Here is a 23,399-nt window from a genome sequence, read left to right on the forward strand (position 1 = left end):
TCGTGGAGTGGATTCAAAATGGTGATCCTTACTGAATGAAATTAGGCAGCGCCGTGCTGTAGTTGATAACGTCGGTGACGGAGCGCACCGTAGCCGGTGAAAACACCCGGCTGGCCTCATCAATGATCGCCTGCGGCTCCATCAGCCCGAGTTGACGCAGCGCGAACAGGCCGGGCAGGTTGACACCGCTGAAACGGGTATAGCCAATACCGCCGGAAGGCCGCATGTTAATTTCCAGCAATACCGGTTTGCCGCTGCTGTCGTTACGCGTCTGGACATTGACCAGCCCGTCGGCCCCCATAACCTGCGCACAGGCTTTCGCCAGTTCAAACGCTTCACCGCTGTTTTCCAGATACTGCAACGCACCTTCTTTGCGGCGCGCCACCGCCGCCAGCACCGTACCGCGTTCCGCCAGAATATCAACTGAGTATTCGGGGCCGGGTAAGTACGGCATCAGCACCAGCGGTTCAAAGCTGTCGGACTCTTCCAGCGCATTCAGATACAGACCGGCATTAACCTTACGGTTTTCCGGATGCGTGAACGTCGCCATTGGCGAGACGCTGTCATCAAAACGCCAGAATCCCATGCCATAAATACCGGTAACCGGTTTGATACACAGTGGCTCGGAAAAAGGGGATGCGGCAATAAGCTGACGCAGTTCGGCGGCGGAGTTGACCCGAATCGACGGTACCACCGGCAAGCCATGTTTTTCCATCAGCTGAGCAAACGCCACCTTGTCATCGGCCAGTTCCAGCAGGTCAGGGCGGGTTGCCCCCGTTGCCAGCCGGACACCACAGGCTTCGATTGCTGCGCGGTGGGTTTCAAACCACAGGGCATTGCGGCCGGTATGGATCGCCTGAATCGCGTACTTGTTAACGGTGGTAAGAATAAAATTGAGGCGCTGCTGCTCATCTGCCGGCTCCAGCAGCGCAAAATCAGCCTGCGAGAGAATTTCATTACGTTGATGGCGATGCGAAGCAAAAACCTCAACATCGACCTGATGACTTTTACTGAATGCGGTAATGCCCTGAATAATATCACGCTGGGAGGACAAGCCTTCCATCAGCCAGATTCTGGTTGTCATTTCTGATTATTTCCGTCGTGGGCCTGGTGAAGCAGCGAATAGTGACGAGTGTATGTAGAGCAAATAACCATGTCAATCATAATATGATTTATGATTACCTGAATAAATTTAATGATAATAATAATTAAATATCACGATTTTTCTTTATTTTTAGCATAAATAAACCGGTATAAAAATCAATTAATTCAATCATCTATACACAAAGCATACAAACCTCATCAAAAATAGACTTGTTCATGTACTTCATCATGATATGATTTTCATCTCATGGATTATGGTGTAAAGAACGATACTTTTTTCAATACCACTTTGAAGGATATATGACAATGGTTTCATTAACCAAGAACCAGACAGTATCACTCAGCAAACAATCTTCTGCGCTCAACAAACTGCACTTTGGCTTAGGCTGGGATCCGATCAAAAAGAAAGGGTTTATGGGTAAGCTGTTCGGCGGCGGCAGTGATTCAATTGATCTTGATGCTGGCTGCGTATTGCTGGACAAGTCAGGCAATCAAATTGATACCATCTGGTTCCGTAAGCTGAAGTCCTCCTGCGGTGCTGTCATTCATAGTGGCGACAACCTGACCGGTGAAGGCGACGGTGATGACGAAGTGATTAACGTCGAGCTGACACGTCTGGCCCCGCAGGTCGAGTATCTGGCTTTCACGGTTAACAGTTTCCGTGGTCAGACGTTTAATGACGTTGAAAATGCCTTTTGCCGCGTTGTTGATCAATCCGGTAAAGAGCTGGCGCGTTATCAGCTGGCGGAGCAGGGTGCCCATACCGGTATCGTGATCGCAGCTTTACAACGTAATAACGGCCAGTGGGATTTCACTGCCCTTGGCAAAGCCTGTAGCGGTCGTACTATCGACGATATGCACAGCGACATCGTTGCCGCAGTGGTGCGCTAATGAATATGACGCCGGGGGGCAATGCCCCCGTTTCATCCGGTCCGCTGACCGTACGCGTGCTGTCGGGTGCGCAGGTTGATGCCTCCGCTTTCCGCCTGTTTGCCAGCGGTAAGGTTAACGGGGATGCGGATATGGTGTTTTATGGTCAACCGGCAAACGATGACCGTACCATCAGCCTCACCACGGAAGGCCACAACTCGGCCTTTGCCGTGGATCTCAGCCGCCTGCGCCCGGACGTGCAAAAAGTGGCGTTCACCGTGACCTGCGACGGCAATCAGACCGTTGCAGGTCTGCAACGGCTGGCGATACAGATTGAATCCGGTAATGATGTTCTGCTGAATGGCATCGTTGAGCTACCGGGTCGCCAGGAAGCTGCGCTGATCCTCGGTGAGTTCTATCGTCGCAATAACGACTGGAAGTTCCGCTTTGTGGCGCAGGGTTTCAACGGTGGCCTTAAGCCGCTGGCCGAACATTTTGGTGTTGATATCGCTGACTCACCCGCGCCATCCGCCGCGCCGTCACCGACACCAGCCCCCGCTGCGCAAAAAATCAACCTGAGTAAAGTCTCACTGACCAAAGAAAAGCCGGCGATCAGCCTGACCAAACGCGACAACTTTGGCGAAATTCGCATCAACCTTAACTGGCAGCGGGGTAATACCCAGCAGGGCGGACTGCGCTCGCTGTTCGGTAGCAATAAAGGGATTGATCTCGATCTTGGTGCTTTTGTTGAGCTGAACGACGGTTCCAAAGGCGTTATTCAGGCATTAGGCAATAACTTTGGCCGCCTGAACAGTGAACCTTTTGTTGAATTGCAGGGTGATGACCGCACCGGTGAAGTCACCAGTGGCGAGTGGTTACATATTAATGGTCGCGAGTGGAAACACATTCGCGAAGTGCTGGTTTATGCCTTTATTTATGAAGGTGTCGCCAGCTGGGATAAGACCGATGGTGTGGTCACTATCCATATGCCGGATCAGCCACCGATTGAAACGCGAATGACCGAAGGACAGGACCGCCGCAATCTGTGTGCTATCGCCCGACTGGTTAACGAAAACGGCAATATTAAAGTCGAACGTATCAACCAGTTCTTTAATGGCCATGCCGAGATGGATCAAGCCTTCGGCTGGGGATTCCGCTGGAAAGCGGGTTCCAAGTAATGACTGACAGAGGATTTCACCATGAGTTTTTTTAATAAGGTTAAAGGGGCATTTACCTCCAGCCGCGAAGAGCTGACCCGCCAGGTTAGCCGCTATAAAAACAAAAAGTTTATGCAGGGTACGGTGGCGGTTTGCGCGCGTATTGCGGTCTCCAGTGATGGCGTCAGCGCGGAAGAAAAGCAAAAAATGATCGGCTTTCTGCGTTCATCTGAAGAGTTAAAAGTGTTTGAAACCAACGAGGTGATTGAATTCTTCAACAAACTTGTCACCAGCTTTGATTTTGACATTGAAATCGGTAAGGGCGAGACCATGAAGTACATTCTTGCCCTTAAAGATCAACCTGAAGCGGCACAGCTTGCTGTCAGGGTAGGTATCGCAGTAGCGAAAAGTGATGGTAACTTCGACCCGGATGAACAAAAAGCCGCGCGCGAAATCGCTATTGCTCTGGGTTTTGAACCGGCTGAATTCGGCCTTTGATGTAATATCCTAAGGGTTAACTATGGTATCCACGCATATCGGCTTTCCGACTGAAACCGTCATCGTCTTCGTTGCTTTGGCTGTCGGAGCCATCTTTATCGATCTGTTTATGCACCGCGGTGATAAGCCGATTTCACTGAAAAGTGCGGCATTGTGGTCACTGTTCTGGGTGGTCGTGGCGATGGCTTTCGCCGGATTCCTCTATATTCACCACGGTGCCGAGGTGGCAAGCCTGTTTGTTACCGGTTACGCGCTGGAAAAAGTCCTGTCGGTCGATAACCTGTTCGTTATGATGGCCATCTTCTCGTGGTTTGCCGTGCCGGATCGCTATCGTCACCGCGTGCTCTACTGGGGAATTATCGGGGCCATCGTCTTCAGGGGCATCTTTGTCGCGATTGGTACCGGGCTGCTGAGCCTTGGTCCTTACGTTGAGATCGTCTTTGCGCTGATCGTGGCCTGGACTGCGGTAATGATGCTGAAAAGCGGCGACGACAGTGATGAAATCGAGGATTACTCCCAGCATCTGGCTTACCGTATGGTGAAACGTTTCTTCCCTATCTGGCCAAAACTGAAAGGCAATGCCTTCCTGTTAAACCAGAAAGAAGTGGACGAAGAGCTGGCAAAACCGGAAAACAAAGACGTGGCCGTAGGTCGTGGTACCAAAGCAGCGCTGTATGCAACGCCACTGATGCTGTGTGTGGCGGTGGTCGAATTATCCGATGTGATGTTCGCCTTTGACTCGGTTCCGGCAATTATCGCCGTCAGCCGTGAACCCCTGATTGTATACAGTGCGATGATGTTCGCTATCCTCGGTCTGCGAACCCTTTACTTCGTGCTGGAAGCGCTGAAACAGTACCTGGTTCACCTGGAGAAAGCGGTTATCGTGCTGCTGTTCTTTATCGCGGTGAAACTGGGACTTAATGCCACCGATCATATCTGGCATCATGGCTACAGCATTTCAGCAACAGCGAGTCTGTTTGTCGTTCTCGGCGTGCTGGCCGTGGGGATTATCGTAAGTGTGATGTTCCCCGGTAAAGCCGATGCCGAAGAGAAGAAAGAGAACTAATCTCTTTTCTGACAATGCATTTGAACAATCTTTAAATAAGAGGTAATCACAATGAGCGTTTCTCTATCCAAAGGCGGTAATGTTTCCCTGAGCAAAGCGGCTCCAACCATGAAAAATGTTCTGGTTGGCCTCGGCTGGGATGCACGTTCTACCGATGGTCAGGATTTTGACCTGGACGCGTCTGCTTTCCTGCTGTCGGCAAGCGGTAAAGTTCGCGGTGATGCAGACTTCATTTTCTATAATAACCTGACCTCTGCTGAAGGTTCTGTTACCCACACTGGCGATAACCGTACCGGTGAAGGCGATGGCGATGACGAATCACTGAAAATCAAACTGGATCTGATTCCGGCTGACGTCGACAAAATCGTTTTCGTGGTCACTATCCATGATGCACAGTCACGCCGTCAGAGCTTTGGCCAGGTATCGGGTGCGTTTATCCGCCTGGTTAATGACGACAACAAAACTGAAGTTGCCCGTTATGACCTGACCGAAGATGCTTCAACCGAAACCGCTATGTTGTTTGGTGAACTGTATCGCCATAACACCGAATGGAAATTCCGTGCGGTAGGCCAGGGTTATGCCGGTGGTCTGGGTTCCGTTTGTGCGCAGTACGGCATCAACGCATCCTGATAGCAGCAGCACAAGATCGCAATACGGGCAGTGTCGCACTGCCCGAATCCCATCAATATAAGCAGGAGCTTTAAAATGGCAGTTTCTCTGGTTAAAGGCGGTAACGTATCCCTCACTAAAGAAGCACCAACCATGAATATCGCCATGGCGGGTCTGGGCTGGGATGCACGTGTCACCGACGGTCAGGCGTTCGATCTCGACGCGTCCGTTTTTATGGTGGGTGAAGATGGTAAAGTGCTGAACGACAGCAGCTTTATCTTCTTCAATAACAAACTGAGCAGCTGTGGTTCTGTTGAGCACCAGGGCGACAACCGCACCGGTGAAGGTGATGGCGATGATGAGCAGGTTAAAATTGACCTGACCAAAGTGCCGGCGGAAGTGAAGAAACTGGTTTTCTCCGTCACCATTTATGATGCAGAAGCGCGTAAGCAGAACTTCGGCATGGTCAGCAACAGCTATATGCGTATCTATAACAATGACAACGGTGCGGAAATCGCTCGCTTCGACCTGTCTGAAGATGCCTCCACTGAAACCGCGATGGTATTCGGTGAACTGTATCGCCACGGTTCTGAGTGGAAATTCAAAGCCGTTGGTCAGGGCTTTGCCGGTGGTCTGTCGGCGCTGGCTTCTCAGCATGGCGTTAATGTCTGATACTCGCTGCAAATATCAAACCCCGGCCTGACCGGGGTTTTTTATTGCCGTAATTTATAACATACTGTTTCCCGTCAAAATCTATCCTCAAAATAAAAAATCCCGGACAGATAATTGAGCAACAGGAGGCACTAACAATGATTTTGCAATCGGGCCAGAACCTGGTCGTTGAGAAAACACAGCTCACTCTGACTTTACAGTATCCCGCGAAGCCAGGCTTTAACAGCGAAGCCGACACCTCAGTTTTTCTGCTCAATGAATCAGGTAAAGTACGTGGCGATGCGGATTTTATTTTCTTTAATCAGCCAGCCACCGCTAACGGCAGTGTGGCACTGAATACCTCGGCGCACAGCAGCAGTATCACGCTGGACCTGAACAAAATCGATGCCGCGATTAGCAAAATTGCCATTACGCTGGTTATCGACGGTGCGGGTTCACTTGCCGGGCTGAAACAGCTGAAATTTACCGCACAGGATATTGCTGAGTTCACCGTTGAAACCGATGGTCGCAGCGAGAAAGCGCTGATTCTGGCCGAAATTTATCGTCATGCCGGGAAATGGAAACTGCGGGCGCAGGGGCAGGGATTTAACGGCGGACTGGAGCCGCTGGCGGTGAATTATGGTGTTGATGTCGCTCCGGCGGTAGCCGCGCCACCGGTTGTGGCTCCGACGGTTAGCCTGGAAAAGAAACTGGAAAAAGCTCCCCATCTGGTCAGCCTTGCCAAACCGATTCGCGTCAGCCTGGAAAAACACCGACTAAGCGAGGTAAAAGCCAAAGTGGCCTTTGTGCTGGATGCATCAGGTTCGATGACCGGTCAGTTCAGAAAGGGCAACGTACAGAAAGTCCTCGAGCGCATCGCGGCATTAGCGGTGCAGTTTGACGACGACGGTTCGATGGATATATGGGGTTTCGGCGCTGAATTTAAAAAGTACCCGGACGTCACGCTGGATAATCTGAATGGCTATGTTCAGCGTCTGCAGGACAGTGGAAGAAAGGGCAAGTGGGAAATTCTGCCGGGGCTGGGCGGCATCAATAATGAGCCACCGGTCATGCAGGATATCATCAACACATTTCGCAATTCGCAGGAACCGGTATTTGTGGTGTTTATCACCGACGGTGGTATCAGCAAAACCGGCCAGATTAAAGAAGCCATCCGCGAGTCCGCGCGGCTGCCAATCTTCTGGAAATATGTCGGGCTGGGCGGCAGTAATTATGGCATCCTGGAAAAACTGGACGCCTTTACCGATCGGCTGGTCGACAATACCCACTTTTTTCCCATCGACAATTACGACAGTGTCTCCGATGAGCATCTCTACGATATGTTGTTGACCGAGTTTCGCGACTGGCTGGATATTGCCAGACAGCAGCGGATTGTCAGATAAGGCGATATATTGACGTAGGGGCGTCGTTCTCGCCGCCCGTGCCATCAGGAAATAGCGCTCATCCGCAGTTTTTCCAGTGGTGAACGTCGCTTCGACCAGGCCGGATGAAAGTGACGCCAGTGAGCATCTTGTGCAGCGGCCAGCAATTCGTAATCACCCCGGGTGTCGCCCCAGGCGCGGAGATGATAATCACTAAGCTCACCGTAAACACTTTCCAGCCGTTTCACCTTCTGCCCACAGCGGCAATTATGGCCGGTAATACGACCGGTCAGCACACCGTCTTTCACTTCCAGCTCGGTGCCAATCAGTTTAATGCCCAGACGATCGGCGAAAGGTTGTAACACCATCGCCGGTGAAGCGGAGCAAATCGTCACTTCGGCAGCCGAACTGACTTCCGCAGAGACCGCCAGCAAACCCGCCGGACGCATCAGTTTATTCCAGTACGCTGAACAAAATGCCTCGGCCTTCTGACGAACCCATTGCTCATCAACGCCAGTGAGGAAGGTTTTGATCAGCACTTCTTTCAGCTCATCACGAGTCAGTTTTCTGCGCATACAACGCAAGGTCGGCAGAGCAAGACGCACCACGCGGCGGGCAAAAAAACGCCGGCCAAAGGCGAAACGCAGAAATGGAATAAAGCTGTCGTGATGAGTCAGTGTTCCATCAAAGTCAAAAACTGACAGGATCTTAATGGAACGTCCAGTCGATAAATCCATCGCGAAATCTCTCATTATGTCTTTTGAATATATTCAGCTACCGTCGTAACGGCACTCTACCTGTGGCTGACATACTACACGTTGAGTGGGTTGTCTGCATGTCTCAGGCGCAGGTTTGTGGAGTTGCTCTGATAAAGGGCAGGGAAGTGAATGGGTTACGAGCAGGCCACTAAATAATCACCGCCTGCCTACTGCATAAAAAAAGCCGATAACGATAATATTATCGGCTTATTATTCAGTTGCGGAGCAGTGCCGGCAAATTAAGCGGCCAGCAACTGCTGTGCGGTGCGCTCAACCAGATCCAGCAACAACTTAATATCATCCAGGCTGACCGTCGGGTTTAACAACGTCAGTTTCAGGCAGGTAATGCCATTAAACTCAGTCACACCGACATTAGCGCGCCCGGAATCCAGCAGTGCATCACCAATTTTTTGGTTCAGCAACGCCACGGCGGCATCGCCCTGATTCGCCAGCTGCGGCGGACGATAACGGAACAGTACGCTGGCCAGCTGCGGCTGCATAACCAGTTCCAGCGCATCTTGCTCAGTCACATACTGCGCAACCTGCTGCGCGAGGGTAACACCATGATCGATGATCCCGGCGTACTGCTTTTGCCCCAACGCTTCCAGACCCATCCACAGTTTTAACGCATCAAAACGGCGGGTTGTCTGCAACGATTTAGACACCAGGTTTGGCACACCCTGCGCTTCGTCAAACTCAGAGTTCAGGTAGGCTGCCTGATAGCGCATCAGCTCATAGTGACGGGCTTCTTTTAACAGGAAAGCGCCGCAACTGATGGTCTGGAAGAACTGCTTGTGGAAGTCCAGAGTAATGGAATCCACTAATTCAATACCATCCAGATAGTCGCGGTACTTCTCAGACAGCAACAGCGCGCCGCCCCATGCCGCATCCACGTGCAGCCAGATATTATATTCTGCTGCCAGCGTCGCGATAGCACGCAGTGGATCGATAGCGCCGGCATCAGTAGTACCTGCGGTTGCGACAATCGCCAGAATCTGCTCATCATTAGCCCTGGCCTGCGCCACTTTCTCGGCTAAATCATTCAAATCCATACGCGCAAACCGATCGGTTTTCACCAGCGTGACAGACTGATAACCCAGTCCCAATAAAGCCATATTCTTCTGCACCGAGAAATGGGCGTTTTCAGAACATAACACTTTAATTTTACGCAGGTTACCGATCAGGCCATCTTGCTGAATTGAGTGCCCCTGGCGTGCGAAGAATGCATCGCGAGCCAGCATCAGACCCATCAGATTGCTCTGAGTGCCACCACTGGTGAACACGCCAGCATCGCCAGGCTGATAACCCACCTGAGTACGCAACCACTCGATCAACTTCATTTCGATGATGGTGGCAGATGGGCTTTGATCCCATGAATCCATACTCTGGTTCGTGGCGTTAATCAATACTTCAGCAGCCTGGCTGACCACCAGGCTTGGGCAATGTAAGTGCGCGACGCACTGAGGGTGATGCACCGACAGGCTGTCTTTCAAAAAATATTCAATCGCACGTTCAATCGCCGCCTGGTTGCCCAGACCCTGAGGATTGAAATCCAGCGTAATACGCTCACGCAGTTCGGCAACGGTTTTCCCCTGATACATCTCAGGTTGTTGCAGCCACTCAACCACGGCCTGGCTACTCTGGGCGATGGCTTGCTGGTAAGCCTCAGTGCTTTGCGCTGAGGCTGCCAGAATCGGGTTTTGCCTGGACATCGAATTTACTCCAATCAGACCGGTTTGACGCCAGCGGAAAGCAGGGCGTTTTCAAATTTATCCAGGAAAATAGCCAGTTCATCATTGGTGATCAGCAGTGAAGGCAGCAGACGCAGCACACAACCATGACGTCCACCACGCTCCAGAATCAGGCCGTTTTCAAAGCATTTTTTCTGCAGCAGGGCAGATAACTCACCATCAGCCGGGTAACTACCCATATGATCCGGAGCCTGATCGGGTTTGACGATCTCAATACCAATCATCAGGCCCAGACCGCGAATATTGCCCATCACCGGATAACGCTTTTGCAGTTCGGCCAGCTGATCTTTCAGCCATTCACCCTGCGCAGCCACTTTATCAGCAATCTGGTTATCTTTAAGATGTTTCAGGGTCGTCAGACCGGTCGCCATCGCCAGCTGGTTGCCACGGAAAGTACCGGTATGATGACCCGGTTCCCAGGCGTCAAACTGCTTTTTGATACCCAGCACGGCCAGTGGTAAACCACCACCAACGGCTTTTGACATCACGATAATATCTGGCTCAATTCCGGCATGCTCAAAGGCAAAGAATTTACCGGTACGGGCAAAACCGGCCTGAACTTCGTCGATAATCAGCAGAATGCCATGTTCCTGCGTCACTTTACGAATACGCTGCAACCACTCGACCGGAGCCGGATTAACACCACCTTCACCCTGAACCGCTTCCAGAATGACGGCCGCTGGTTTGCGCACGCCACTTTCAACGTCATTGATCAGGTTTTCGAAGTAGTAAGTCAGTGCTTTAACGCCGGCCTCACCGCCAATGCCCAGCGGGCAGCGGTACAGATGTGGATAAGGCATAAACTGGACTTCTGGCATCATGCCATTGATCTGTTCTTTCGGCGACAGGTTACCGGTCACCGCCAGCGCACCATGGGTCATGCCATGATAGCCGCCGGAGAAACTGATCACACCGCTACGGCCGGTATGTTTTTTTGCCAGCTTCAGTGCTGCTTCAACCGCATCGGCACCTGATGGGCCGCAGAACTGCAGGCAGTATTCCTGGCCTTGTCCCGGCAGCAAAGAGAGCAGATAAGCTGAGAACTCATCTTTTAATGGCGTTGTCAGATCGAGAGTATGTAACGGCAAGCCGCTGGTAATGACGTTTTGGATGCTTTGCAGCATGTCAGGATGGTTGTGTCCAAGCGCCAGCGTTCCGGCACCCGCCAGGCAATCAAGATATTGATTGTTTTCAACGTCGGTAATCCAGACGCCCTGAGCCTTAGCAATCGCTAACGGCAACTTACGAGGATAGCTTCTGACATTTGATTCAAATTCAGCCTGGCGCGCTAAATAGGCTTCATTATTTCTGTTAAATGAATCTGCACCTAAAGTATCAATACGGACTTTATCCGTCATCATATCTCTCCTACAACCAGGGCTTTCTGTTGCGCCGTAGTTGAAAAATTAAGTTAAAAGTATCTACTGTATGAAAAGCGCGGCCAATATAGGGCTTTTTACTTCGCGACTCAATCATTAATTTTGTTTAGATCTGTTTACGTTTTTTTATAAGAATCAATATGTTGTTGATTTAGTGAACGTTGATGAAAATGCTGCCAGTTTTGGCTAAACAAAAGTTAAAAAAGTTTAATTTAAGGGCAGGGTAATCGTGTTTTTGCTGCGTGTACGTGAATTCTTTCGCACTGGGATACTGCATGTGCCACAGAATTCACGTAGCGCGATCTGTAGTAAAATAGTGTTAAATTTCATTGGCTTAGATGACTTTCCGGAGGCAATAATTGACAGCAAACATTCAGTGCATCCACGCCAGCTTTGAAAAACCCGGCAACAAACGGGCTTGCGAAGGTGACTTAGTTGGGGCTATACCTTGCCAAATCTGATCAATTGTATCCCGCCTTATCTACCATCTCGATACGAATGATGCTCGGGTGTTCCTCAATAACCACAGATACTGTGGTATTTTGATCTTTGCCGATCCAGCAATCTCCGTTTGTGTTGCACATTCCGGTTTTTTTATACCCGTTTTTTTCCAGGTAGGTGTCAATTTTGCTAATATCCGTTGTGCCGGAAAAACTCGCCTGATAAATCAGGGCGGGATTGGGTCCGGACACATTGCGGTAGTGGAAGCTATAGACGTTACTGACGCGAGGCAAATTTTTTAGCAATGCCGGAGTATAATAATCATACTCCCACTTATCTTGTTCCGTGTAATCAGCACCGTCAGCGAATTCCATGCTGAGATATTGCAAGCCATAAAAAATACCCATTACGCATATCACCAGAGCGGCCAGCATAATTTTTAATGACTTTGTCATGCCCGTGGTTCTCCTCTGCCAAAATGGATAAAGTCCCGATTTGGGTCAACAATAGCGACATCTTCAGATATCCATCTGTTATAAGGCGTGACGGTCATCATGAAGTTTGGTAATTGCCCAAAGTGTGGTCTGCCGTTGGGGAATTGGGTCGGGTCAGGGAATAGCAACGGTTTGAAAGTTTCATTTTTCCACGAGCCTATTTTTCCGTAATGGTCCCAGCGTTTTAAAGCTTCTTCCTTGCTTACCGGTTTCAGGTAGCTGAACACGTTATTCATGCACGACATAACCCGGTAAAAGCCGAGCAAGTCCGAGACCAAGTCTTCACCGCTGAATCCGCTATCTGTAGCCCAACTGAAAGGGAAAGAGTCCTGAAGCTCCTCGAATTTTCGGGCTACTGTCATCATCATGGCAAGAGCAATACTTTGCATTTGATGATATGTCAGGCCTTTATTAATGCGCCAGGTGATTGATTTACCCACCGTCAGCCGACGTTTAAGGCCTATCTTTCCGTTAACTCCATGAATAACAATGCTACTTTAGCACACATTAGCATTGATTTTATGCGACCAGAAATACCCAGACAAGAAAATAACCAACATAATTGGTATGCTTTTTCAGGAAAAAATACCATTGGGAAACCTTACATACGTGGGTTAATTATTTCTTGCGCGGTTTATTTGCTGGCTTTATATAATGAATGAAGTATCTTTCCTTTGAATTTGTAAGGGGGCGAAGTAATGTACTCTGCACCTATCGCAGAAAACGAGAGGGAGGTCAGAAATTACTAACGGGCGCTTGTCACCACTCAGTCTGAAACTCCCAGACATTTTTTAGCAGTTCCCCTGTCCCTACAAATCAAAGAATAAAGTACTATGTTGACGCAGGACGATTAATTAGCCATGACTAATTTCTACGATCCACATTGTATGCTATGGCTCGCAATGTATGGCGTGCAAAGCCGCAACTTCGTGTGGTAACAGATAACATCAAGTAAGAGAAAGGTGAGGGTAACTGTAACTTCATGATTCCAGGTAGCCAGGGAGTATTTATGAACTAAGTATCCACCAAATCAAATTTAACATAATATACATTATACGCACCGAGGTAACTATCCGTGGATTCTGGGTTTTAAGCATCTGCGATGCATGGCCTGGGTCTATACAGCTAAACCTTCGCCACTTTACCTTTTAAACCGTGGCTCAAAGAAAATGGCTCAATCTGAACCGTTTTGATGGCAACCAGTGCGGCAGGATGTTGAGGGGTAAAAAGCGCGTTCCACTCGCCAGTGATAATGCTGTAGCCAGCGAAAGCATTGAATAATGCTGTTTCAGATCGGTGATACTCAGATGTAACAGCGATAATCGGAGCTTAAGCCATCACTGATGCGCTAATGCGCCTCCGGGAGTGTTTCAGGTAGATTCAGTGAAAACAGCAAAGACCTTTCGACATTACGTTTATGAGGTTTGTAAACGGTGACTGTCATAAGCTGCCCTCTCTGTTTATTTGAACTTTATCTTATATCAACTGAACAGAGTGGGCGAATTTCAACCAGCTTACTTACCTTTCCAGTTTGCCCACGGGTTATCAGCCGGAATGTCAGCTTTTTCCTCAGGTTCACTCAGTGAATCGATATATAACTCTTCGACTTCTTTACGTGCCCATGGCGTACGGCGAAGAAATTTCAGGCTGGATTTAATGCTGGGATCGCTTTTAAAACAATTGATATTAATGCGCTGTGCCAGTTCTGCCCAACCGTAACGTGCCACTAATGCGTTCAGCAGCGCTTCCAGCGTAATGCCATGTAAGGGATCTTTTGAAGAGTTGGTATGCATAAGGTCTGCCCGGTGAATCTGAGAAATTGCGCTCACCATACTGGCCGCAGACCGGTTATGCAATGCAGAATCTGTTAAAATCGGCGTTTATTTTGATCGCGCTACGTGAAATCTGATGGCTTTCCCCTACCCTGACCTTGCAGATTTCACGTAGTTCGATCTGTAAAACAGGCGCAGGCGGCAAAGCCTGCGCCCGGTACTGTCAGTTTCCTCCTGCGGTCTGTTTGCTTTTCCGCAGCGCCAGCATACTGACTGACGCGATAATCACTGTCGCCCCAAGCCAGAATTGCGGCGCAGGGGTATCAGACCAAATTAACCAGTCGAGTACGGTCGCAAAAATAACACCGGTGAAGATAAAAGGGGTCACAACGGTGATATTTTTGTTTTTCAATGCGCGGGCAATAAATAACTGGAAGATAAGTCCGGATAAACCCACCATAACCAGCAGCCCTAATTCTTGCCACGAAGGTACAACCCATTGGTAGCCACTCACGACTGGCAGGATAATGCTGCACATCAGATAGAACCAGAATACTATCTGCAATGGCGAGTGATGTTTGCTAAGTTGATTTATTCCTATATAGGCCAGGGCAGCCAAAGCTGCGGCAGACAGCCCCACTAACATATAGAATACGGATATCTCTTTTTGTGGCGATAAAGAGACAATATATACCCCTATAAATCCGCTAAGGGTAAAGAAAATGACGCCAGGATCTGTTTTCTCTCGAAAGATCAGGAAAATAAACAGTGGCACAAAAAAAGATGACGTGTTCATTAAAATCACTGACGTTGAGACAGACAGATACTTCAGGCTATAAAACATCAGTAGCATACTCAACAGGCCGGCAATATTCCTTAAGGCGAAATAAGCTGGCTGCGTCACTCTAAAACTGAAACTCTTGTCCCTGAATATCAGTGGCAAGGTAAACAGCAGCCCAATAAAAAACCGAAAAAAAAGAATTTCACTCGGCGGGATGGTGACGGAGGCGACTTTAACAAATACGCCCATAACAGCGATGCTCAGACAGGAGATTATCATAAATAAAATGGCTGTATGACACTCCTGAAAAATACCCTTTGGATAGCTGTCTTCCATCTTGCCCCTCTGCATTTGGATTTGATGGTGTTTCATTCAGTTAGCACTGCCTGTCAGCATATATTGACTGATATCAGGGATGCTCATCTTGCAGAAAAAATCATCCGCCAGCGTTCTGCCATTACGGTGGTAACAGGTATTATTTAATACAGAGGATAAATCGATAATTGAGCGCATCACTGCCGATTCGCAGCCCAGAGACAAGCCGAGATTGTACCATGGCACCATCACGTAGGGCACATCCTGTGAAAGATAGCGGTTGCTGACTGAGGTTGGGCAAAGCTTTTGTTGGTTATGCACCAGAGAACGGGTAAAGAAATCATAATACGAAGGGTATTTAACCGCGTAAAATTTTTCCATAATATCCAGATAGCCCGGCAGCGAAAAACCGAATAGCCTGCCGATTTTTTGCCGCTCATTATCTAATCGTTCGATAATATTGGCTATTTCCCGGCTAACTCCTTGTTTGTAGAAGTAAAACTCTTCTTCGCCCTTACCTATCCTGCCGGCATTCATCAGCATAATCGCCGGATGGCTAATGGCGCTGGTAATGTTCAAACCTAACTCCAGGATATTTTCACTTGCCGTTAGTTCAGTGGGAAAATGTCCGCGAATCTTGTTAATCACCTTCTCAGTATGCTGTGAAGGCATCGCGGCAATATCGATAACGCGTTTAATATCGATGATGCTGATCTTTCCAGCCTGGTGAGCACGACATGCGTAGGGTAAGGAGGCGATATCAGCCAGGTAAATATCCTTTTCCCTTCCCGCCAGCGCCAGTTCCCGATAAAAATATAACGAACTGAAGTTTCCGGCCAGGGTGATAACCATCTGACCTTTCTGGAGCCACGGGAGCATTTTCCTGAACTGAGGAAGATGCGCATCGGTTGGTAACGAGATGTAAATAACCTCGGCATCTTTTAAAGCGACCGAAATATCTTTTGTCAGACAGGCAACGGTTGTCTCACCGACTATTTTCCCCTCCAGGGAAATAAAGTTATTACTGATTTTATCGATAAACCCAGGATGGGCTTCATCTGCATACAATGTTACCTGATGCTGAGAAAATGACAAATGAGCTGCAAGCGCCTGACCACCATGACCACAACCAATAATAGTGATATTCATACCAACTCCTTTTTGGTGATGTAGATAATCCATAAATAAAAATAGATGTCAGATAAGACTTTAGTATTTCCCCCGCGCTGATTTAATCTGCCAATAGTATAGACTCTGGAGTCGACTCCAGGATCAATACTGTTAAGTGAAAATAAATGTAACACCCTTCCAACATGACAAAAAAACAGCAATCGACAATGTCGTTTACTGTCAGGTTTAGCTTTTATTAATGATTAGATAAAGTCATTGTTATAACGGCAATAGCACCTGATGCTCTGGCATAATGAACACATCCGATGGTATAAGTTTCATACCTTTGCAATATCGAGCGCATAGCCGTTGCTTACTATTGGAAGTAAAACATCTTTTTTGCATAAAGGGAGTTTGTCATGTCGCTACTATTGCGTAGTTTAATGCTTCTGGCCGGTATGTTGCTGTCTTTTAAGAGTTTAGCCATCCAGCCAGGCACTGAGTTTCACTTCAACTCATCCTGTGACTTTAAACAGCTGACGATAAATGTCAGAGACGAACATGAAGATAATCCGGGCTATATCAAATTTGATATCAAATTGCAGTCAGAAGCCAGCGCCCGACTGGCGCAGCATACAAAGGAATACATCAATCAAAACATGACCCTGTATATAAATGGGGTAAAGATCACTACTTCACCTATCCGCGATGAATTAAGCACCGGGAATTTACGAGTTGTCATTGATAATCCAACGGCGCAAAAAATCTTCCCCAGTCTGCTGGTTACTCAGTGCCAGCAGGAATGAATTCGGCAGCACCACTCATTGACGACTGTGCCAGTGCCAGACAGTCAATGCTGGCAGCAAAGGCGCTGTCGGCCAAAGTCGCATCTTCAAATTATGGCCCGCACTAATTTAGTTCATTGCGCCAGCGTTGCGCCCCAGTATCGCGCAGCTCACTGCGGTTAAGATTGTATACAAGCCGTGGGGGCGGCAGCGGAAAACTGGTACAGAAATTGCTTTTCAAATTACAGACTTTAAGGAGGATGTAATGAAAGCAATCGTGATTGGTGGCGGAATTGGCGGGATATGTGCAGCAATAGCGCTGAAACGCTTTGGAATTGAAACTGCTGTATACGAAGCGGTAAAACAGATCAAACCGGTCGGCGCGGCGATTTCAATCTGGCCAAATGGCGTAAAATGCCTTAACTGGCTGGGAATGAAAGCGCCTTTGCGCGCGCTGGGTGGGCCAATGCATTACATGGCCTATCACGACTATCTGCACGGCCAGATCATGACGCGCTTCAGTATCAGCCCCTTGGTCGAAAGCGTCGGCGAACGCCCTTACCCGGTGGCGCGCGCTGAATTGCAGGCGATGCTGCTCGATACCTATGGCCGCGATGCGGTGCAGTTTGGTAAGCGAGTCACTCATATTGAAGAGTCAGACTCTGGTGTCACCGCCTGGTTTGATGATGGCACTGAAGCTCGCGGCGATTTGCTGATTGCGGCCGACGGTACCCACTCAGTGATTCGTCAGCATGTGCTGGGTTATCAAACCGAGCGCCGCTATGCCGGTTACGTTAACTGGAACGGGCTGGTTGAGATTGACCCGTCCATCGCACCCGCCGATCAATGGACCACTTTTGTCGGTGAAGGCAAGCGGGTCTCGTTGATGCCGGTCAGCGGCAATCGCTTCTACTTTTTCTTTGATGTGCCGTTGCCAAAAGGGCTGCCGGAAGATCGCACTACGCTGCGTGCCGACTTGCAGCGTTACTTCGCGGGCTGGGCGGCACCGGTACAAAAGCTGATTGCCAGCATTAACCCGGAAACCACTAACCGGATTGAGATTCATGATATCGAACCTTTTATGCAGTTAGTGAAAGGCCGCGTCGCGCTGCTTGGCGATGCGGGCCACAGCACCACCCCGGATATTGGTCAGGGTGGCTGCGCAGCGATGGAAGATGCGATAGTACTGGCGACGGCGTTGCAGACTAACTCGCTGGGAATTGAAGATGCACTGCTGCGTTATCAGGAAAAACGCGCATGGCGGGTGAAAGACCTGGTGCTGAAAGCGCGCAAGCGCTGTGACGTCACCCACGGTAAAGAGATGGCGATTACCGAACAGTGGTATCAGGAGCTGAAACAGGAGACCGGCGAACGCATTCTTTCCGGCATGTGCGAAACCATTTTGGGTGGGCCACTGGAGTAAGCTGAATACATGGGGTTTAAGGAAAATGACCGGGATTTCTGGAATTTCGTAGCGGAGTCGTTTTCGGCTCCCGTCCTGATGGCATGTGCGGGGCTAACCTTCGGCACGGGCGGCGAGCACGCCGTACCGACAGGAAAAGCATCGGTTAGTTTACTGTTTTTCCCACGCCGCCAGTACCAGCCTGGTGGCGCTGGCCAGCACATCGCGGCGTGCCTCAGCCTGCGGATTATGCTGGGTGAAATAGACGGCCAGCACCAGCGGTTTACCCTGTGGTGGCCAGAGGATTGCCAGATCGTTAGTCGTGCCGTAGCCTCCCGCCCCGGTTTTATCACCCACTTGCCAGCCTTGCGGCACCCCGGCACGAATGCTCTGCGCCCCGGTTTTGCTCTGCTTTAGCCACTGAATCAGCAGCTGTTGCTGAGCGGAGGGTAACGCCTTGCCCAGCGCCAGCTGATTTAAATTCCCGGCCATCGCCAGAGGTGTTGAAGTATCACGTACATCACCCGGAATCGCGCTGTTTAACGCGGGTTCCCGGCGGTCAAGACGCGTCTGATTATCACCTAAACGGCGTGCCAGTTGGGTAATCCCTTGCGGCCCCCCTATTTCCCGCAGCAGAATATTCCCCGCCGTGTTATCACTGAGTTCAACTGCCGCAGCACAGAGTTCCGCGACGGTCATGCCCTGTTGCAGATGCTTTTCGGTTACCGGCGAGTAAGTGATCAGTTCGCTCTGTTGATAAACAATGCGTTTATTCAGCAGTGCGGGCTGTTCAACACTGCGTTGCAGCACGGCGGCGGCGGCAAGCGCTTTAAACGTACTGGCCATGGCGAAACGCTCTTCCCCGCGATAACTCAGCTGGCGTGAAGATCCGCTGTCAATCAGCGCCACACCGAGACGGCCATTGGCCGATGCCTCCAGTGCGCTGAGCTGAGCCGCCAGCGTTGCTGGTTGTTCGGCCAGCACCACGGATGGCGGAAATAGCGCGGCGATGGTCAGTCCGGCGGCGGCCAGTAAGTATTTACGGCGGGACAGGGAAAAGATGCTATTCATGTCAATCAACCATCCTTTGGTCAGGGCGACGTCAGCCGCCCGGTTGTTATATCACTACGGTTGTTTCAGTCCGCGATTAATCAGCATCGGCTCGATTTGCGGTTCCTGACCACGCCAGTCGTGATACAGTTGGCGCAAATCGCTGCTGTTACCGCGTGACAAAATCATCTCGCGGAAGCGCTGACCATTTTCGCGCGTCAGTCCACCGTGCTCACGGAACCCTTCAAAGCCGTCATCAGCCAGCATCTCGGTCCATAAATAGGCGTAATAACCGGCCGCGTAGCCGTTACCCCAGATATGCTGGAAGTAACTGGATCGATAGCGCGGCGGCACTGCTGACAGGTCAATATTATCCTGCTTCAACGCGTTTTGCTCAAACTTATCAACATCCTGTAGCGGCTCATTCGCCGTCAGACTGTGCCAGTGCATATCCAGCAACGCGGCGGAGAGCAGCTCGGTCATATCGTAGCCTTTATTAAACGTATTGGCCTTAATGATTTTGTCGTGCAGCGCCTGCGGCATCGGCTCGTTGCTCTGATAATGACGGGCGAAGTGTTTAAATACCTGTTCATCGCTGGCCCAGTGCTCATTAAACTGAGAAGGAAACTCAACGAAATCACGCGGGGTTTCCGTCCCGGAAATGCTCGGATACTGCTGATCGGCAAAGATACCGTGCAGCGCGTGGCCGAACTCATGGAACAGGGTGATGACTTCATCCCACGATAACAGCGCCGGCTGACCCGCGACCGGCTTGTTGATATTGGAGACGTTATAAATTACCGGCTTGCTGCCCAGCAGTTTTGACTGCTCGACAAAATTGCCCATCCAGGCACCGCCGCCTTTATTATCGCGCTTAAAGAAATCGGCGTAGAACAGCGCAATCGAGCTGCCATCGTGGTCGAAAACTTCATACACTTTGACATCCGGGTGATAAACCGGCAAATCGGTGCGCTGTTTAAAGGTGATGCCATACAGCTGGGTGGCAGCATAGAACACCCCGTTTTGCAGCACATTATTCAGCTCGAAATAGGGTTTGATCTGCGACTCATCGAGGTCGTATTTTGCACGCCGCACCTGTTCGGCGTAGAAAGTCCAGTCCCAGGCCGCCAGTTCAAAATCCCCCTGCTGTTGATCGATTACTGTCTGGATATCCGCCGCTTCACGCTTTGCGCGCTCAGTGGCTGCGGGCACAATTTCACGCATAAAATGCAGAGCTGCGTCAGGGGTCTTCGCCATCTGATCCTGCAATTTCCAGTCGGCATAGGTTTTAAAGCCCAGCAGTTGTGCCTGCTCTGCGCGCACTTTTGCCAGACGGGCGATCAGCTGACGGGTATCGTTATCATCGCCCTTTTCTGCCCGCTGCCATGAGGCGTTAAACAACGCTTCACGCGTTGCGCGCTGGCTGAGGGTCTGCAAAGCCGGCTGCTGCGTGGTATTTTGCAGCGCCAGCAGCCAGCGATCCTTCAGGCCGCGCTGGCTGGCTGCTTCTGACGCCGCTGCCAGTTCGCCAGCGCTGAGACCTGCCAGCTGGTCCTTGTCGGAGACAATTAACGCGCCGGATTTTGTCGCCGCCAGCAGACGATGGGTAAAGCGGGTGCTGAGTGTCGCGGCTTCCTGATTCAGCGCTTTCAGCTGAGTTTTTTGCGGGTCAGTAAGCGTGGCACCGGCCAGCTTAAAGGCTTGCCAGCGGACCTCAACCAGTCGCCGCGCCTCGGCTGACAGCGAGAGTGTGTCGCGCTGTTGATAAATCTGATCGAGGCGGGCAAAAAGTTTGCTGTTAAGCTTGATCTCATCATCAAGTGCCGCCAGTTTTGGCGCAGTCTCTTCATCAACTTTTTGTAGCCGGTCGTTAGTATTGGCGGCGGTCATGGCGCTGAACACATTGATCGCGCGGCTTAACATCAGGCCACTTTTCTCCAGCGCTTCATAAGTATTTTCAAAGGTCGGCGCTGCCGGGTTATCGGCGATGCGTTGCACCTCCTCGCGCTTTTGCGCGATGCCGGCTTCTATCGCCGGCAGATAATCCTGATCGTTAATGTGGCTAAAATCGGGGGCCTGAAAGGCTAAACGGCTGGGCTGACTAAATGGATTTTGTTCGCCGGGCATGGCTGTTTGCTCCTTGTTACTCTCTTCGGCCGCCTGCACTGTCACCAGGCTACTGCCCAATGCCAGACTGGTGGCCAGAAAAACTCCAGATAAACGCATATCCTTACCTTCCTCTTATTGCCAGTGAAGCAGGACTCCACCTGAAAAACGGAAAATAGTGTACGTCAGTCTCGATTACACGTCCGCCGCTGAGACCGGCGAACTTCACGCTTTCGCGCGCGTCAGGGAATAACCCGCGTAGACAGTCTCTGTCCGGGGATGCGAAAAGCCCGCATCGGTCAGCATGGTGGCCAGCTCCGAAGCGCGAAATTGCTTGCCTTTCGTGACGTAAAGCATGTTGACCGAGAAAAGCCCCGCTATCAGCGGTCCGGCCTGATCCTCATCGATCAACATTTCATAAATCATTATTTCTCCGCCGGGTTTTAGCGCCTGGCGCGCGCGCTGTAGCAGGAACTGACGCTGGGACGCATCCCAGTCGTGGAAAATATTGGCGGTAAAAATGATGTCGTAGTTTGATGGCCACGGAGAGTGAAACATATCCAGCGGATGCGTGCTGATGCGCTCATCCATTTTAAAGGCTTCGATATAGCGCTGTGCGACATGGCAGACGCTGGGCAAGTCGGCGATGGTGAAACAAACGGAGGGGTTTTTCTGGGCTAGCGCAATGGAAAAGCAGCCGGATCCGCCGCCCACATCCAGTACCTGACAATTCTGCGGCAGATTTAGCCGCTGCGCCATCGCCAGTGCGCTGGCATAAGAGTGGCTATGCATCGCGGATGTGATGGTCGTGGCGCGTTCCACGCTTAACGAACTTTCCTCCCAGCCTGTCGTCAGGGTCACGCCGTCGCCCATCGCGGCAGGACCGCGCTGCTTGAGCGTTTGCATCAGGCTGTCATGGCAAGGTCGCACCTCCTGAAACAGCCGGATCATATTACCCCAATAAAAAGGGCTGTCCCGCAGCAGATAACTGCGGCTCACCGGGGTTAATGTAAAACAGCGATCGTGGATTTCCAGCAGACCCGCACCGCCAAGGGTTGCTGTCAGGGCTTCTGTCGCGTCGTGATCTAACTTCAAACGCTGACAAAGTTCTTCCATTGGCAATGGGTCCTGCTCCAGTGCTTCAAATAATCCCAGTTCAAGGGCCACCGAGAGCACTGGCGTCAAAAAATTAGAAAGCCATAGCTGGCGGATCAGACTGTCATCCTGAGCAGGAAGTTTCGTGTCGGACATCAGGTCACCTGTTTAAAAAACATGGAAGGACATTTGAATCTCACTTTTACTATAGCGTATCGCGCAATCCAGTCAGATTAATTGTCCCCCACATCCTCTTATTACCCGTGAAGCGCGATGCCCTCCCCAGTTTTTGGCGCAGCTCACACACTCTCTGGCGCTGACGAGCGTTGATATACCGCAATAATCTCAGCAGCCACCGCTACGGCAATCTCCGCAGGCAGTTTTCCTTTTACATCAGGTAAACCAATCGGGCAGCGCATCGTGGTCAGCTGCTGGCGGCTGAAGCCCTGACCTTCCAGCCGGTACTCAAAGCGCTGACGCTTGGTGGCCGAGCCGATAACGCCAAAATAGCGATAGTCACCACGACGTAAAATCGCGGCGCATAATTGAAGATCGCGTGGGTGGTGGTGAGTCATCACAATAAAATAGCTTCCCGCTGGCATCGCCTGCACCTGATCGAGCGGATCGTCCGCCTGACAAACTGTGACGCCGGGCGGCACGTCGGTAAACTGCCCTTCGCGCTCATCTATCCAGCTTACGTGACAGGGTAACGTCGACAGCAGCCTGACCAGCGCCTGACCGACGTGCCCGGCACCAAACACCGCGATTTGCGGCTGTTGCTGCATCAGCGGTTCAAACAGAATGGTGGTCATACCGCCGCAAC

The 23,399-nt window shown here is 50.5% G+C and carries 21 protein-coding genes and 1 pseudogene; 9 read left to right on the forward strand and 13 right to left on the reverse strand.

The window, feature by feature from the left end:
* Nucleotides 1–28: 28 nt before the first annotated feature.
* Nucleotides 29–1,084 carry an ATP-grasp domain-containing protein gene (locus tag NG42_RS06970; RefSeq protein WP_052898555.1) on the reverse strand — a complete coding sequence of 352 codons (1,056 nt, stop codon included), beginning with the start codon at nucleotides 1,082–1,084 and terminating at the stop codon, nucleotides 29–31.
* 326 nt (nucleotides 1,085–1,410) lie between these two features.
* Between NG42_RS06970 and NG42_RS06975 the strand changes: the two genes are divergently transcribed.
* The 7 genes from NG42_RS06975 (at nucleotide 1,411) to NG42_RS07005 (ending at nucleotide 7,358) form a co-directional block, all read left to right on the forward strand.
* Nucleotides 1,411–1,995, forward strand: coding sequence for a TerD family protein (locus NG42_RS06975; protein ID WP_052898556.1), 585 nt, complete (start codon nucleotides 1,411–1,413; stop codon nucleotides 1,993–1,995).
* Nucleotides 1,995–3,152, forward strand: coding sequence for a TerD family protein (locus NG42_RS06980; RefSeq protein WP_052898558.1), 1,158 nt, complete (start codon nucleotides 1,995–1,997; stop codon nucleotides 3,150–3,152). The genes NG42_RS06975 and NG42_RS06980 overlap by 1 nt, the downstream gene beginning before the upstream one ends.
* Before the next feature lie 21 nt (nucleotides 3,153–3,173).
* Nucleotides 3,174–3,629 carry a tellurite resistance TerB family protein gene (locus NG42_RS06985; protein WP_052898560.1) on the forward strand — a complete coding sequence of 152 codons (456 nt, stop codon included), beginning with the start codon at nucleotides 3,174–3,176 and terminating at the stop codon, nucleotides 3,627–3,629.
* Between the two features lie 22 nt (nucleotides 3,630–3,651).
* The gene (locus NG42_RS06990) at nucleotides 3,652–4,695 is read left to right on the forward strand and encodes a TerC/Alx family metal homeostasis membrane protein (RefSeq protein ID WP_052898565.1); all 1,044 of its coding nucleotides are present in this window, start codon (nucleotides 3,652–3,654) and stop codon (nucleotides 4,693–4,695) included.
* 51 nt (nucleotides 4,696–4,746) lie between these two features.
* Complete coding sequence (locus NG42_RS06995) at nucleotides 4,747–5,325, forward strand: TerD family protein (protein ID WP_052898566.1); 579 nt, start codon at nucleotides 4,747–4,749, stop codon at nucleotides 5,323–5,325.
* Between the two features lie 75 nt (nucleotides 5,326–5,400).
* A complete protein-coding gene (locus tag NG42_RS07000) occupies nucleotides 5,401–5,976 on the forward strand; it encodes a TerD family protein (RefSeq protein WP_052898568.1) in 576 nt (191 codons plus the stop codon).
* A gap of 137 nt (nucleotides 5,977–6,113) precedes the next feature.
* Nucleotides 6,114–7,358 (forward strand): vWA domain-containing protein, encoded by a 1,245-nt coding sequence (locus tag NG42_RS07005; protein WP_052898569.1) that lies wholly within the window; start codon nucleotides 6,114–6,116, stop codon nucleotides 7,356–7,358.
* A gap of 44 nt (nucleotides 7,359–7,402) precedes the next feature.
* Here the strand turns inward: NG42_RS07005 and NG42_RS07010 are convergent, their stop codons facing one another.
* The 8 genes and pseudogenes from NG42_RS07010 to NG42_RS07045 all read right to left on the reverse strand — a co-directional run bounded on the left by NG42_RS07010 (nucleotide 7,403) and on the right by NG42_RS07045 (nucleotide 16,177).
* Entirely contained in the window at nucleotides 7,403–8,074 is a 672-nt protein-coding gene (locus NG42_RS07010) for an HAD family hydrolase (RefSeq protein WP_052898571.1), read from the reverse strand.
* A gap of 260 nt (nucleotides 8,075–8,334) precedes the next feature.
* On the reverse strand, nucleotides 8,335–9,807 hold the full coding sequence (locus tag NG42_RS07015; protein WP_052898573.1) for a pyridoxal phosphate-dependent decarboxylase family protein: 1,473 nt from the start codon (nucleotides 9,805–9,807) through the stop codon (nucleotides 8,335–8,337).
* A gap of 14 nt (nucleotides 9,808–9,821) precedes the next feature.
* Nucleotides 9,822–11,204, reverse strand: a complete 1,383-nt coding sequence (locus NG42_RS07020; RefSeq protein WP_052898686.1) for a diaminobutyrate--2-oxoglutarate transaminase — start codon at nucleotides 11,202–11,204, stop codon at nucleotides 9,822–9,824.
* A gap of 482 nt (nucleotides 11,205–11,686) precedes the next feature.
* Complete coding sequence (locus tag NG42_RS07025) at nucleotides 11,687–12,121, reverse strand: hypothetical protein (RefSeq protein WP_052898574.1); 435 nt, start codon at nucleotides 12,119–12,121, stop codon at nucleotides 11,687–11,689.
* Nucleotides 12,118–12,624 (reverse strand): annotated as a pseudogene (locus NG42_RS07030) (hypothetical protein); the annotation flags it as partial. The gene NG42_RS07025 and the pseudogene NG42_RS07030, both read right to left, overlap by 4 nt.
* A gap of 1,050 nt (nucleotides 12,625–13,674) precedes the next feature.
* Complete coding sequence (locus tag NG42_RS07035; protein ID WP_052898575.1) at nucleotides 13,675–13,953, reverse strand: VF530 family protein; 279 nt, start codon at nucleotides 13,951–13,953, stop codon at nucleotides 13,675–13,677.
* Between the two features lie 202 nt (nucleotides 13,954–14,155).
* On the reverse strand, nucleotides 14,156–15,049 hold the full coding sequence (locus NG42_RS07040; protein ID WP_052898690.1) for a DMT family transporter: 894 nt from the start codon (nucleotides 15,047–15,049) through the stop codon (nucleotides 14,156–14,158).
* 36 nt (nucleotides 15,050–15,085) lie between these two features.
* Entirely contained in the window at nucleotides 15,086–16,177 is a 1,092-nt protein-coding gene (locus NG42_RS07045) for an NAD/NADP-dependent octopine/nopaline dehydrogenase family protein (RefSeq protein WP_053115717.1), read from the reverse strand.
* Nucleotides 16,178–16,557: 380 nt separating this feature from the next.
* On the opposite strand from NG42_RS07045, the gene NG42_RS07050 reads away from it, so the two are divergent.
* Together NG42_RS07050 and hpxO are read left to right on the forward strand one after the other, a co-directional pair.
* Nucleotides 16,558–16,944: a hypothetical protein gene (locus NG42_RS07050; RefSeq protein ID WP_156322043.1), complete on the forward strand. Its 387-nt coding sequence runs from the start codon at nucleotides 16,558–16,560 to the stop codon at nucleotides 16,942–16,944.
* A gap of 244 nt (nucleotides 16,945–17,188) precedes the next feature.
* Nucleotides 17,189–18,346, forward strand: coding sequence for an FAD-dependent urate hydroxylase HpxO (gene hpxO / locus NG42_RS07055; protein ID WP_052898577.1), 1,158 nt, complete (start codon nucleotides 17,189–17,191; stop codon nucleotides 18,344–18,346).
* Nucleotides 18,347–18,496: 150 nt separating this feature from the next.
* Here the strand turns inward: hpxO and bla are convergent, their stop codons facing one another.
* The 4 genes from bla to xdhC form a co-directional block, all read right to left on the reverse strand.
* Nucleotides 18,497–19,396, reverse strand: a complete 900-nt coding sequence (gene bla / locus NG42_RS07060) for a class A beta-lactamase (RefSeq protein WP_052898578.1) — start codon at nucleotides 19,394–19,396, stop codon at nucleotides 18,497–18,499.
* 54 nt (nucleotides 19,397–19,450) lie between these two features.
* Complete coding sequence (gene dcp, locus NG42_RS07065; RefSeq protein ID WP_052898579.1) at nucleotides 19,451–21,601, reverse strand: peptidyl-dipeptidase Dcp; 2,151 nt, start codon at nucleotides 21,599–21,601, stop codon at nucleotides 19,451–19,453.
* A 105-nt stretch (nucleotides 21,602–21,706) separates the two neighbouring features.
* Nucleotides 21,707–22,732, reverse strand: a complete 1,026-nt coding sequence (locus tag NG42_RS07070) for a methyltransferase (RefSeq protein ID WP_052898580.1) — start codon at nucleotides 22,730–22,732, stop codon at nucleotides 21,707–21,709.
* Nucleotides 22,733–22,875: 143 nt separating this feature from the next.
* Nucleotides 22,876–23,399, reverse strand: a 524-nt coding sequence (gene xdhC, locus NG42_RS07075; RefSeq protein ID WP_052898713.1) for a xanthine dehydrogenase accessory protein XdhC, incomplete at its 5' end; no start/stop codon positions are given.

Source organism: Winslowiella iniecta (assembly GCF_001267535.1).
GTDB lineage: Bacteria > Pseudomonadota > Gammaproteobacteria > Enterobacterales > Enterobacteriaceae > Erwinia > Erwinia iniecta.